Source organism: Nostoc sp. LEGE 12447 (assembly GCF_015206985.1).
In the GTDB taxonomy this organism is placed as follows: Bacteria; Cyanobacteriota; Cyanobacteriia; order Cyanobacteriales; family Nostocaceae; genus Nostoc.
The window spans coordinates 104,795-117,456 of the sequence record NZ_JADEXT010000008.1; the positions used below are offsets into that span (position 1 = coordinate 104,795).

Annotated in this window: 12 protein-coding genes; 7 read left to right on the forward strand and 5 right to left on the reverse strand. The window is 42.8% G+C overall.

What is annotated here, in order from left to right:
* Positions 1–88: 88 nt before the first annotated feature.
* The 6 genes from IQ274_RS11770 (at position 89) to IQ274_RS36475 (ending at position 4,183) form a co-directional block, all read left to right on the forward strand.
* Positions 89–850, forward strand: a complete 762-nt coding sequence (locus IQ274_RS11770; protein ID WP_194142373.1) for a PRC-barrel domain-containing protein — start codon at positions 89–91, stop codon at positions 848–850.
* A gap of 2 nt (positions 851–852) precedes the next feature.
* Positions 853–1,785 carry a ribose-phosphate diphosphokinase gene (locus IQ274_RS11775; protein ID WP_194142374.1) on the forward strand — a complete coding sequence of 311 codons (933 nt, stop codon included), beginning with the start codon at positions 853–855 and terminating at the stop codon, positions 1,783–1,785.
* A 12-nt stretch (positions 1,786–1,797) separates the two neighbouring features.
* The gene (locus IQ274_RS11780) at positions 1,798–2,460 is read left to right on the forward strand and encodes a phosphoribosyltransferase (RefSeq protein ID WP_163935899.1); all 663 of its coding nucleotides are present in this window, start codon (positions 1,798–1,800) and stop codon (positions 2,458–2,460) included.
* Positions 2,461–2,687: 227 nt separating this feature from the next.
* Positions 2,688–3,146, forward strand: a complete 459-nt coding sequence (locus tag IQ274_RS11785; RefSeq protein WP_322745226.1) for a dienelactone hydrolase family protein — start codon at positions 2,688–2,690, stop codon at positions 3,144–3,146.
* A 247-nt stretch (positions 3,147–3,393) separates the two neighbouring features.
* On the forward strand, positions 3,394–3,963 hold the full coding sequence (locus IQ274_RS11790) for a pentapeptide repeat-containing protein (RefSeq protein ID WP_163935906.1): 570 nt from the start codon (positions 3,394–3,396) through the stop codon (positions 3,961–3,963).
* Positions 3,964–4,033: 70 nt separating this feature from the next.
* A complete protein-coding gene (locus tag IQ274_RS36475) occupies positions 4,034–4,183 on the forward strand; it encodes a hypothetical protein (RefSeq protein ID WP_322745227.1) in 150 nt (49 codons plus the stop codon).
* 403 nt (positions 4,184–4,586) lie between these two features.
* On the opposite strand, the gene IQ274_RS11800 is transcribed toward IQ274_RS36475, so the two are convergent.
* Both IQ274_RS11800 and IQ274_RS11805 read right to left on the reverse strand, forming a co-directional pair.
* A complete protein-coding gene (locus IQ274_RS11800) occupies positions 4,587–7,394 on the reverse strand; it encodes a bifunctional acetate--CoA ligase family protein/GNAT family N-acetyltransferase (protein ID WP_194142375.1) in 2,808 nt (935 codons plus the stop codon).
* Positions 7,395–7,425: 31 nt separating this feature from the next.
* Entirely contained in the window at positions 7,426–7,881 is a 456-nt protein-coding gene (locus IQ274_RS11805; protein WP_163935924.1) for a hydrogenase maturation protease, read from the reverse strand.
* Between the two features lie 293 nt (positions 7,882–8,174).
* On the opposite strand from IQ274_RS11805, the gene IQ274_RS11810 reads away from it, so the two are divergent.
* The gene (locus tag IQ274_RS11810; protein WP_194142376.1) at positions 8,175–9,245 is read left to right on the forward strand and encodes a Photosystem Q(B) protein 1; all 1,071 of its coding nucleotides are present in this window, start codon (positions 8,175–8,177) and stop codon (positions 9,243–9,245) included.
* 161 nt (positions 9,246–9,406) lie between these two features.
* On the opposite strand, the gene IQ274_RS11815 is transcribed toward IQ274_RS11810, so the two are convergent.
* From IQ274_RS11815 to IQ274_RS11825, 3 genes are all read right to left on the reverse strand, one after another.
* Positions 9,407–10,162: a TspO/MBR family protein gene (locus IQ274_RS11815; RefSeq protein ID WP_194142377.1), complete on the reverse strand. Its 756-nt coding sequence runs from the start codon at positions 10,160–10,162 to the stop codon at positions 9,407–9,409.
* A gap of 215 nt (positions 10,163–10,377) precedes the next feature.
* Positions 10,378–11,826, reverse strand: a complete 1,449-nt coding sequence (locus IQ274_RS11820) for a Ni/Fe hydrogenase subunit alpha (protein ID WP_194142378.1) — start codon at positions 11,824–11,826, stop codon at positions 10,378–10,380.
* A 139-nt stretch (positions 11,827–11,965) separates the two neighbouring features.
* Positions 11,966–12,604 (reverse strand): CBS domain-containing protein, encoded by a 639-nt coding sequence (locus tag IQ274_RS11825; protein WP_163939281.1) that lies wholly within the window; start codon positions 12,602–12,604, stop codon positions 11,966–11,968.
* Between the last annotated feature and the right edge of the window lie 58 nt (positions 12,605–12,662).

Genomic DNA, 12,662 nt, shown 5'->3' on the forward strand with positions numbered 1-12,662 from the left:
CATTTTTAAAACAACAATGTGGTAAGAAGTGAGCCACTGTGTTTATTGATCAAACTCCAAGAGAAGTAGAGAGTATTGGAGGGGAATTATGCTCAACGTTGTGCGTCGCAGTCAAATTATCGGTTGCATAGCAATAGATGGCTCAACGGCTGATTTTGTTGGTGAGTTAGAAGAAGTCTGGCTAGATGATTCTGGACGTATTGCTTATTTTTCGGGTGGGGAAACTTATTTACCAGTAGAAGGAATTGCTGGGGTAGGCATGGGTGCGGTTTCTGTCTATTATCCCCCAGTGATTGACACTCCAGAAAATCTTCGGTGCTTGCATGAAATTAAGATTGAATCTACGCTAGGTGAAACCCTTGGCTGGGTGGAAGATTTTTTATTTGATTGGCAAACAGGAGAAATCGCTGCTTACATTGTGGCTGGAGAAATTGCGACTCCTTTTGGTGGCAGAGCAGTGCTTTATCCTGAAGATGTCGAGGAAATTACTACCGATAAAGTAATTATCCGTGAAGATGTTCAAAACCAACTTAGGGGAGAGTCAGAAGGATTGAAGGGTTTTTTCAGTGAGAAATCACAACAGGTACAACATCTGGTACATATAATAGACGATCGCCTACATCATCTGATTGCCCCTGAAGATAAACCAGAAGTTGTCCGCGTCAAAATCAAGGAAGTCAGCGACGAAGTAGCAGCTTCTACTAATCATGCTCATCACGTTTTGCAAGAAGCTACAGAGTTTTTGCAAGAGCAATGGCATAGTTTACAACAAAGTATTGCCCGTGCAGAAGAGCGTGCAAAAGCGTCTCTAGATGCCGCCTGGAAGCAAATCCACCAAATCAAGTCTTGATTATGGACAATTTCATCCTCTTTGCTGGCACAGCTAACTCTGATTTAGCTGCCGCAGTTGCCCAGAAACTCAATATCCCCTTGGGTAAATCTCTAGTTGAACGCTTTCCAGATGGTGAGGTAAATGTGCGGTTACTGGAATCGGTACGCCAAAAGGCTGTGTTTATCCTCCAGTCCACTGCACCACCTGTTAATGACCATCTAGTAGAACTTTTAGCCTTTGCAGATGCTTGTCGTCGGGCGGCGGCTACTCGAATTACAGCGATTATTCCTTACTTTGGCTACGCCCGTGCAGATAAACGTCACGGTAGGCGCGAACCAATCACCGCCAGTATGGTAGCTGAAGTATTACAGGCTGTCGGGGTAAATCATGTTGTTACACTAGATTTACACACACTGCAAATTGAAGGTTTCTTTCGCATTCCTGTAGATAGTCTGACGGCTGTACCAATTTTTTGCGAAGCTATACGCCATTACTTACCACCTAATTTCGTAGTTGTATCGCCAGATACGGGTCGCGTACAGATGGCTACTCAATATGCCCAAAAACTTGATAATTCTGTAGTCGTGCTACACAAACACCGCACCAGTGGCACAGAAACAGAGGTGACTCGTGTTGTCGGGGATGTAAAGGGTTGTGCCTGCTTAATTATCGATGACATGATTTCCACTGGCGGCACTCTTGCTAAAAGTATTGAAGCCCTACTCAAAGCCGAAGCACGTCCAGAAATAATTATTGCTGCTACTCATGGGTTGTTTGTCAAGGAAGCGCGGGCTAAGTTAAGTCATCCCAGCGTTAAGGCGATTTTTGTTACCGACAGTGTGACTCCCAAAGAAACCGACTGGCAGCAATTAAAAATTGTCTCAATCGCACCTTTAATTGCTACTACTATTCAACGATTTAAAACTGATGGTTCAATTAGTGATTTGTTTTAGAGGTATAAAAATATGTGGCAAAATTTCCGTAATCGGACGGAAGCTGGGAAACTATTAGCTGCTCAGTTAACAGAGTATGCCAATCGTCCAGATGTTTTAGTATTAGGGCTTCCTCGTGGCGGTGTACCTGTAGCATTTGAAGTAGCAAGGACACTAGATGTACCATTAGATGTTTGCTTAGTGCGAAAACTTGGTGTACCTGAACACAAGGAACTGGCGATGGGTGCGATCGCTACTGGAGGAGTACATGTATTGAATGAAAATGTTGTAGATTGGTTGCGGATTCCTCAAGCAACTATTGATGAAGTAGCAGCAATTGAAATGCGGGAATTAGAGCGTCGCAACCTAGCCTATCGGGGTAATCATCCGTTACCAAAAGTCAAAAATCATACGATTATTCTTGTAGATGACGGTATTGCTACGGGTGCAACTATTCGTGCAGCGATCGCAACATTGAAAAAACAACAACCCCGCGAACTGGTGGTTGCAGTTCCAGTCGCAGCAGCATCCACCTGTGAAGAACTGCAAGCAGAAGTAGATAAAGTTGTATGCGTGATGATGCCAGAAGATTTGTATGCGATCGGTATTTGGTACGAGGATTTTGAGCAAACAACCGACGCAGAGGTATGTGAACTTTTGACAAGACAAAAATTACTGGTAGCAAACGACTCGTAAATGGAGGTTGAGTCAATGGATAGGACATTAATACAGAACCCCCGAGAACATCTGGTGTCGGTGACAGCAGGTGAGGTACAGCTAGAGGGCAATTTGGTGATTCCCGATCACATGCTACAGGCATAGTATTATTTGCTCATGGTAGTGGTAGCAGCCGTCACAGTCCGCGTAATCGCTATGTTGCTGAAGTCTTACAACAGGCGGGACTCGCAACTTTATTAATTGATTTGCTGACTCTGGAAGAAGAAGAAATTGACCTCCGAACAAGACATTTACGCTTTGATATTGCTTTGTTGGCATCGCGGTTAGTTGGGGCTACAGATTGGCTAGTACATAACCCAGATACCCGACACCTAAAAGTCGGTTACTTTGGTGCTAGTACAGGAGCCGGTGCAGCCCTGGTTGCCGCCGCAGAACGCCCAGAAGTTGTGCAGGCTATTGTCTCCCGTGGCGGACGACCTAATTTAGCTCCTTCAGCCTTACCTTATGTCAAAGCACCGACATTGTTGATTGTTGGGGGTTACGATATGCCAGTGATCGCAATGAACGAGGATACACTAGAACAGTTGCGATCGCCAAAACGCTTAGAGATTGTTCCCCAAGCCACCCATTTATTTGAAGAACCAGGTAAATTAGCCGCAGTAGCACGACTGGCAAGTGAATGGTTTACGTATTATCTCAGATAAGGGTGTAGGGCTTTAGCCTAGTTCTACAATCATCACTCATGGCTTATTCACAACCTACTTTTGCTAGAGTTCCCAATCCCCAATACTTAGCCACCAAAGTATCACAAAAATTTTTGTAAATGACAAACTAGAAGCCCAAGTTGTATGGCTAGATACAGAAAATCCCCTAGCAGCATTGGACATTGACGAAGGATTGTTACTACAGCAGCATTAATAGAAAACTAAAATTTCACTAAAACTTAAGACTATGGACGTTAAAGAACTTCTAAATCGATATGCAGCAGGCGAAAGGAACTTCTACGGTATTGCCTTACCAAAAGCTGACCTCAGAGGTGTTAACTTAGGTGGTGTAGACTTTGGTAGAGCAGACCTAAGTGGTGCTAATCTCACAAAAGCATCCATGAGTGGCGCTAATTTGTGTCAAGCAAATCTTCAAGGCGCGAACCTTGAACACGCAAATTTATCAGAAGTGATTTTAAGTGGTGCAGATTTGTGTGAAGCTACTCTATCGACAGCTAACCTGAATGAATCAGACCTTAGCGGTGCATATCTTTGTGATGCAGACTTATGTAATGCAAGTTTGCATATGGCATCACTCAGTACAGCTAACTTGCAGCGTGTGAATCTCTGTGATGCCAAAATGAGTGGAGTCAGGATGTGGAAGGCGGATTTGAGAGAAGCTGATCTCACTGGTGCTGATTTAAGTGAGGCCAATTTGAGTGACGCAAACCTGACTGGGGCAAATTTAAATGCAACAGATATAAGTGAAGCCTTTTTAACTGGGACAATTATGCCTGACGGTACTATTCATATTTAGTTTTTGGTAAGAGTCTCAGGCACAACAAGCATTATCAGCACTCAAGAATGTGTTACCGATGTAGGTAAAAGTGTATCGAGATGGTGAACTCAAGCAAATACCAGCACGGGAACTGGTGCGTGGGGATGTTATGCAATTGAAAGAAGGCGATCGCGTTTCGGCTGATGCGCGTCTGGTAAAATCTGAATTACTTGAAGTATCGTTTTATCCTGGTGTTTGATTAATTCATACCGCACTCAGCAACGCCCAAAAAGAAAAATCGATGCCTCCTTCTTGGAAGGCGATGCAATCCGTGCTTAAGGCTCGATTTTGCGAGAATTACACGCCCTTCTGAAACAAAAAGATCCTAGTTTTGGTGGTCTAGTGCGGGTGCAGAACAAACGCCGTGAATTTCTGTGGGTTCATCCTCAATTTGTCGATGAGTATCAATACTTGTCGGTTAAGGGGAAAAGGGGAAGGTGGGGTCCCCTCTGGGGATAAGGGGCGGGGGAAAAGGGAAAGAAAAAACCTTTAACCCTTACCCTTTAACCTTTTCCCCAAACCAAATTCTGAGTTCAAAATGCTTAACCGAGTAGTATTGCGATGAGTATTAATTTTATGTGAGTCTCCAACGGAGGCGCACGTTAATTTTCGGGGTGAAATGTTTTGATATCGATTTCGGTTTTCAGTACAGTTGGATCATCTGTGTGTTGAATACGAAAACCTAGTTTTTCACAAACTTTTTGCATACCATAATTGTCAACCAAAATATCAGCAGTGATAGTGCTGAGTTGCTCATCTCGACTAACTTGCAGTAACCTTTGTAGTAACTCGGTTCCTATACCTTGGCACTGAGAGCGATCGCACACCACAATAGCAAATTCTGCTTCATTCGTACCATGTATTTTACTTAACCGCCCGACTGCCAAGATTTCCCGTGTCTGGGTTTCGGGGTTTTGATATTCCACAACTAGGGCTATTTCGCGATCGTAATCAATAAAGCAAATACGTGTTAGGCGTTCATGCGCTACTCTTGACTGGAGTTTAATTAAGTGAAAATAACGAAAATAAACACTTTGCTCTGAGAGGATCTTGTGAAATTGCACCATCAACGGTTCATCTTCTGGACGGATGGGACGAATAATAACCGGAGTGCCATCTTTCATAGTCCAATTGCTGACATATTGTGTAGGATATGGTCGAATTGCTAACTTTGGTAGTTCGTTTTCTTTAACACTCGGTTCATGAAGGATAATCCGCGCATCGAGGGCAATTAATTGTTCAGATGAAGCCAGCAACGGGTTAATATCGATTTCCTTAATCCAACGCTGTTCTACAACTAATTGACTAAATACCACCATTAATTGTTCAAGGGCAGCCAAATCAACACTTTTGCGTCCCCGGACTCCTTTCAGCGCTTTGTAAATCTGCGTTTGCTCCATCATACGCCGCGCTAAAGTTGTATTCAGGGGTGGAAGTGCGATCGCGCGATCGTGAAAAATCTCTACTAGTTGTCCTCCTGTGCCAAAAAGCAACACCGGGCCAAACTGTGCATCGATACTACTGCCGATAATCAGTTCATAACCAGCCATTTTTACCATCGGCTGCACGGTTACACCTAAGAAGAGTGCTGAGTGCTGAGTGCTAAGTGCTGAGTAATGAGGGTCGTGTTGTAGTTTATCGTGTAAGGATAATTTAATAGTGTTGTAAGCGTGTCGTACAGCTTCAGCATCTCTCAGATTTAATTGCACACCGCCAACATCAGTTTTATGAGTGATTATCTCGGAAAACAGCTTTAAAACAACTGGATAACCAATTTTTTCAGCACATTGAACTGCTTCATCCTCACTTTTAGAAACGCAAGTTGCAACCACCGGAATACCATAAGCAGCTAAAATCTGCTTCGATTCAAACTCTGTAAGAATAGTTCGCCCAGCCTGACGGGCTATTTGGATAATTTTTTCCACACAGTTACGGTCTGGTATCCCTGATGAAGGATCAAGTGCAGGCATTACCGGAGTTTCGTAGATACCACGCAGGTTATAACTAGACTGCCACATATAACTAAATATTCGAGCAGCAGTATCAGGGTAAGGATATGTGGGAATATGGTTGCGATTGAGAATCATCTCACCTGCTGCAATATCTGCTCCCCCCATCCAACTAGCAAGGATGGGTTTACCAGCTATCTGTGCATAAGGTTTCAATTGCTCGGCTGTTTGGGTGGGGTCTGTCATAGCTTGAGGCGTGAGAATCACCAATAAGCCGTCACTATTTGGGTCTTTAGCAGCAATTTTCAACGCTTTGGTATATCGTTGTGGGTCAGCGTCGCCCAGAATATCAATCGGGTTGCCGTGACTCCAATGTGCTGGTAATAGTTCATTAAGGGATGCGCTAGTTTCTTCAGAAATTGGTGCAACTTCTCCACCAGCAGCAATCAAAGCATCAGTAGCAAGTACTCCAGGCCCACCTGCGTTAGTCAAAATTGTCAGGCGTGGCCCTTGGGGACGGGGTTGTTTTGCCAGCACCTCTGCCATATCGAACAGGTCAGAGATGCTATTAACGCGCAACACCCCACAACGCCGGAAAGCTGCATCCAGAACTTCGTCACTTCCTGTCAGTGCGCCAGTATGGGAAGCTGCTGCTTTGGCTGCGGCTTCAGTCCGACCTGCTTTTATGACAATAATCGGTTTAGTTAAAGCAACTTCCCGCGCTGCTGACAAAAACGATCGCGCATTTCCAATTGATTCCATGTAAATGACAATACTTTTGGTATGCAGGTCATCACCCAGATAGTAAATCAAATCTCCCCAACCCACATCCAGCATTGAGCCAAGAGAAACAAAGGCGCTAAAACCAACGTTTTCCCGAAAACTCCAATCAAGAATAGCCGTACAAAGCGCTCCACTTTGACTAATGAAGCCGACATTCCCAGGACGCGCCATTGTACTGGCAAAAGTTGCTTTTAAACCTGTGCGTGGACTCATTACACCCAAGCAATTAGGGCCAATAATCCGCATTTTGCCACGATGCGCTTGCTCAAGTATTTGCTGTTCTAAGGCTACACCCTCAGCGCCAGCTTCTTTAAAACCAGCACTGAGGATAATTGCACCTTTGATACCTGTATCCACGCACTCAGCAATAATACCTGGGACTGTTGTTGCGGGGGTAGCAATCACTGCTAAATCCACTAATTCGGGTACATCAAAGATAGTCGGGTATGCTTTGATTCCCAGAATGCTGTGCCGCTTGGGATTAACAGGGAAAACAGTTCCACCAAAAGGATTGCTAATCAAGTTCCATAATAGAGTACGCCCAACACTACCAGCTTTTTCGCTAGCACCAATTACAGCCACACTTTTTGGTGCAAAGATCGCATCAAGGGGATTCGCTTTCTCAGTTCGCAAAATATCATAGGCGCGATTGCCAGATGACTGGATAGGCTTTTGCATGAGTTGCTGTTACCTGTGGTGGAAATATATTTTAAAGAAGTAAGCTGAAATTTTCGTCTATAATCTGGGTAATTTTTTGTAAAGCGATCGCTACTCCAATTTCAGCAAATGGTGATAAGTAGCAACCTAATTCAAAGTTTACGCCTGGTACTTTTATCCACCAAGCTGGTGGACAACGATTATAAAGTGCTTGAGTGAGAGCTAAGAGCGATCGCGGATCGGCTGTATGTCCAGCGATAATATTGAAAGATTCAGATGAAAGTGATTGTACCCGCACTTGAGAACTTTCAGAAGTGAAACAAGCATCGATAAAGATTGCCAAATCAGCATAGGCTAAAGCTTCAGCAAGTTCAGGGGTGAGTTGATGGACAGCCAGAGATTTCACGTTTGATAGATGCAACGCCTTAGCTACTCGTTGCCCAATGCCATCATCACTACGCAACTCATTACCGTAACCAATGGCGTAGGCGTAGCCCGTCGTAGACATCGCTTCCGGCAGAGCGTAGCCCATCGCATTAGAATTCATATTTTTAGCTGTCTAACACTATTTTAAAGTTAGATAAAAAACTTGAGAAACTTGTGAGGAGATAGAGAAACTTGGCAGAAATGCTCACAAGTTCCTCAAATTCTTTTTCTAACTTCAAGATAAAGATGCCCAACTATTGCATTAATTAGCTTGAAAATTTGTGAAGCAAGAAACATAGGTTAAGCAAAAGAGATAGGCATCTGCCAAAAGTAGTGAAAATTTTTGAACTTGGAATTGCTTAGGAGCTACACACCATGAGTACCATTGTTCAACCTCAAAGAGAATTTAATTTTTTTGATTTCTGGGATAGTTTTTGTCGCTGGATTACTAGTACAGAAAATCGGATTTACATCGGCTGGTTTGGTGTGTTGGCGATTCCCACCTTGTTGGCTGCCACCACCTGTTTTATTTTGGCTTTTATTGCCGCTCCCAGCGTAGATATGGATGGCATTCGTGAGCCAATTATGGGTTCACTGATGGATGGTAATAACTTAATTACAGCCGCAGTTGTACCGACCTCTGCTGCCATTGGTTTGCATTTTTATCCGATCTGGGACGCGGCATCAATCGATGAATGGCTCTACAATGGTGGGCCATATCAATTGATTGTGCTGCATTTTCTGATTGGTATTTGGTGCTTTTTAGGGCAACTTTGGGAATTGAGCTATCGTTTGGGAATGCGACCCTGGATAGCAATTGCCTATTCTGCACCCGTAATCGCAGCTACTTCCGTTTTGCTAGTTTATCCCATTGGTCAAGGTAGTTTTTCTGATGGTTTACCTTTGGGAATTTCTGGAACTTTCTACTTTATGTTGGCTTTCCAAGGGGATCACAATATCCTTATGCACCCGTTCCACATGTTGGGTGTAGCAGGTGTATTCGGTGGCGCACTGTTGAGTTCTTTGCATGGTTCTTTGGTGACTTCAACGCTAATTCGGAATACTGATGAAAATCAATCAATTAATGCCGGACATAAGTTGAGTCAGAAGAAAGTTACCTACAATTATTTGGCAGGACACTATGGCTTTTTGGGACGCTTGTTGATTCCTACCTTTGCTAGCAAAAATCATCGTGCTTTCCATTTTTTATTAGCAGCATTACCAATAGTGGGTATTTGGTTTGCAGCGATGGGTGTATGTTCGATGGCGTTTAATATCAATGGATTGAACTTTAATCATTCCATCTTAGATAGTCGGGGTGAAGTAATTAGAACCAACGCTGATATACTGAACCGTGCCAATCTGGGTATAAATGCAATGCACGCTCCTAATGTCCATAATTTTCCTTTAGTTTTGTCTAGTGGTCAACCTATTCCAGTTAGTTAAAGATTGCATCCATCCATTTTTATAGTGGTTTTTAACCTGCCTGTAATTCTAGTATTAGTCAATATTGCAGGCAGGTTTTTCATCAGAAGAATTTTGAATACGGTACTAAAAAGTCAAGTGAGCTTTTTCTTTGCTTTCTTGTCTTGATGAATTTTGGGTATTTATTTCTCCAGAGGTGTTAATTTTAAAGGATACAATGGCTCAGATCCATTTAATTGCCAAATTCTAAATACCAATACAGCAGCTACAGTTAGCCATACACAAGAAAATGATAAAGTCATTCCCGCTACAGGATTAGTTTGCCAATAAATTGCCGTCACCACTACAGCAGATAACCAAGGGCCTAAAATAACTACAGGAACAGCAGCACCTAATCTCCGTTCTACAGTAAAAATAGTATTCCAAGTATCCCCTAAAGCCAGATGTACCACAAACAAAATTAAAGGCAGCACTAAAAATTGGTGATTCATTTGCTGCCAAACCAATACAGAAGAAATTACCCGCAAAGCGGCAATTATCATCCAAACTATGGGAAATACTAAAGGTGGAGGAGACCATCTTGGTCTGATTACCTGGTCATAAGTCTGGCGAGAACGGGTATTATCTAAAAGAGAAAAAATCCGTGAACGGATACTTAAGAGAGCAAAAAGTAATCCAGTCAATAAAGTGCTAAACCAACTGGTAAAAGAAGAATTGCTATCAATTAACATTACTAATTTTTCCATTCCCAGTAAGACGAGAATCATAACTACTATTTGTAGGATAGTTCCTAGTGTATAAACTAAAATTGCTCTGATATCTAGTTCTTGTGTAGTAGCTATTGATGTATCTCGATACTGTTGTTGATTCCCAGCTTTTACCCCCATCACTGTATTGACAAACTGTTCAAGCATTCCACTATTATTGGATTGATTCATAATTAAGATATTGTGTCTAGTTTGTAACAATAGGTGATTATATCGCTATTCCATTACTCTAGGCAGAGGAGAACAAGAAATCTTTAGATTCAGAGGTATCTGGAATAGAATCTCGCATTCGATTCATTAATCAGTTATTGTTAGCCATGCAAATGTCGAATGTTAGGAGATAACTTTTGTAGCTGTGTTGTTTTTAAGCAAGAATTCAGAATAGATTAATCTCGCCAAACTTCATTTACAATATTCCCATCTCTCCCAATTAATTGAATATGCAAAGGCATTTGTCCTGCCGCATGAGTTGAACAACTCAAACAAGGGTCAAAAGCTCTGATTCCCGCCTCAACGCGGTTTAACATCCCTTCAGCAATTTCTGAACTGTGAATAAAATGTCGGGCAATTTGCGCGACTGTACGATTCATTGCTAGATTGTTCTGACCTGTGGCAATTACTAAATTTACTTTCTGAAGTAACCCATTTTCATCAACTTGATAATGGTGAAATAATGTACCGCGTGGTGCTTCACTTACACCTACTCCTTCTAGTTGGTTGATGCCAGCATCAGCACGCAATTTTTTAGACATTAAATCTGGGTCATCTATTATAATTTCTATGCGTTCAATGCAAGCCAGAATTTCAATTAACCGGGCGTAGTGATAGAAAAATGATGAAGTGACAGTGCCTTTACCTCTGTCTCTAAATTCTCTCAATTCTGCATCAGCTAAAGGTGTACCAATATAACTGCAAACATTCAGACGTGCTAGCGGCCCTACCCGATAAATACCACTATCTAAACGACAATGGTCGCTCTGGTCAGGATAACCTAAAGGGCGATAATACGGAGATTTTAAATAGGAATCTGGTTGAACTGCTTCACCAATAAATTCTTGATAATGAGTTGCATCGAGTTTATCAGCAATAATATTTCCTGCGCTATCTACAAAACGAATATGTCCGTCGTAGTTCTCCCACAAACCATCAGGAGTGACTAAACCCATAAATAAACTAGGAAAATTCCCGAAGGTTTGCACTTCTTTTTGATAATCATTGAGTAAGTCTTTAAATTTACCCAGTGCATCTAATATTGTGGTGCGTGCTTCCGGGATGCGGTTTTGAATATGGGTGCGTCCTTCTATCGATAAGGGTTCGCGGACACCACCAGGAACCGCCCATGATGGGTGGATCTTTCGCCCTCCCAATTGTTCAATAATCTCTTGTCCAAATTGACGCAAGCGGATTCCCCCACGCGCCAGTTCCGGTTCAGCTGCAATTAAACCAAATACATTGCGTTTTTCGGGGTCGCTATCCATTCCTAATAATAAATCTGGGGCGCTGAGGTGGAAGAAACTCAGGGCGTGGGATTGGATAATTTGTCCTAAATTCATCAAACGACGCAGTTTTTCCGCAGCTTTGGGAATTGTAACTGCAAGGATGCGATCGCCTGCCTTTGCTGATGCTAACAAATGGCTTACCGGACAAATGCCACAAATTCGCGCCGTAATTCCTGGCATTTCCCACAAAGGGCGACCCTCGCAGAACTTTTCAAAACCACGAAATTCTGTAACATGAAAGCGAGCATCGCTCACTTGTCCTGTCTCATCCAGATAAATACTGATTTTGGCGTGTCCTTCAATTCGGGTAACTGGGTCGATGATTACTTTTTTCATAACTATCTCAGATCAACCACTAGTAGTTCACTTTCGTGACTTGGCCGGGAAAAGGGTAAGGGGGAAGTGGGGATAAGGGGCAGGGGGAAAGGGTTTAAATCCCTTACCCTTTACCCTTTCCCCTTTCCCCAGTCCTCACTTAGCATTTTTGGGTTGGCAGACTACTAGACCAATCGTCATAAATTCCTTTAGCTTCTGGATATTCATCGCAGTATTCTTCAAAGGCTGTTTTCACGACTTTCTCGGCTTTTTGATGTGCGATCTCGGCTTGTAATTCCTCGATCGCATCCCAAGCAACAGCACATTCTTCTGAATGGATACCTTGGCGATCGCAAATGACACGAGCTTTTTGAATTTCGTCCTGAAGTTGTTGTTCTAGCAGGAAAGTATGGGGTTGCTCAAGAAAGCTACTATTAGCTAGAATGTCAACCAGGGAAATGATACCCAGTAGTTCGCCCTGAATAACGGGCGCTCTCTGCAAATTATGGTCAGCAAATAACCGCGCTACGTATTCTAAGGCAAGTTCAGGATTGACAACGATACAAGGCTTGGTCATCACTTCATGAACACGCACACTAAAGGGATCTTTACCATAAGCAATCACTTTATATACAATATCCCTTTCAGTAATCATGCCGTAGGCATCGTGTTCATGGCGGCGATCTACAACTAGCGCTTTCCAGTCCCTTGCTCTCAAGAGTCTAACTGCTTCAGCCACTGTTGCTGAACTGTGAATCGTAGCAACATCTCTAGTCATAATGTCAGATGCTTTTAACATAATTGCTTCTAAAATTATTTTGTGATTGCCTCTCTTTCAACTTAGATAAAGAATCTGA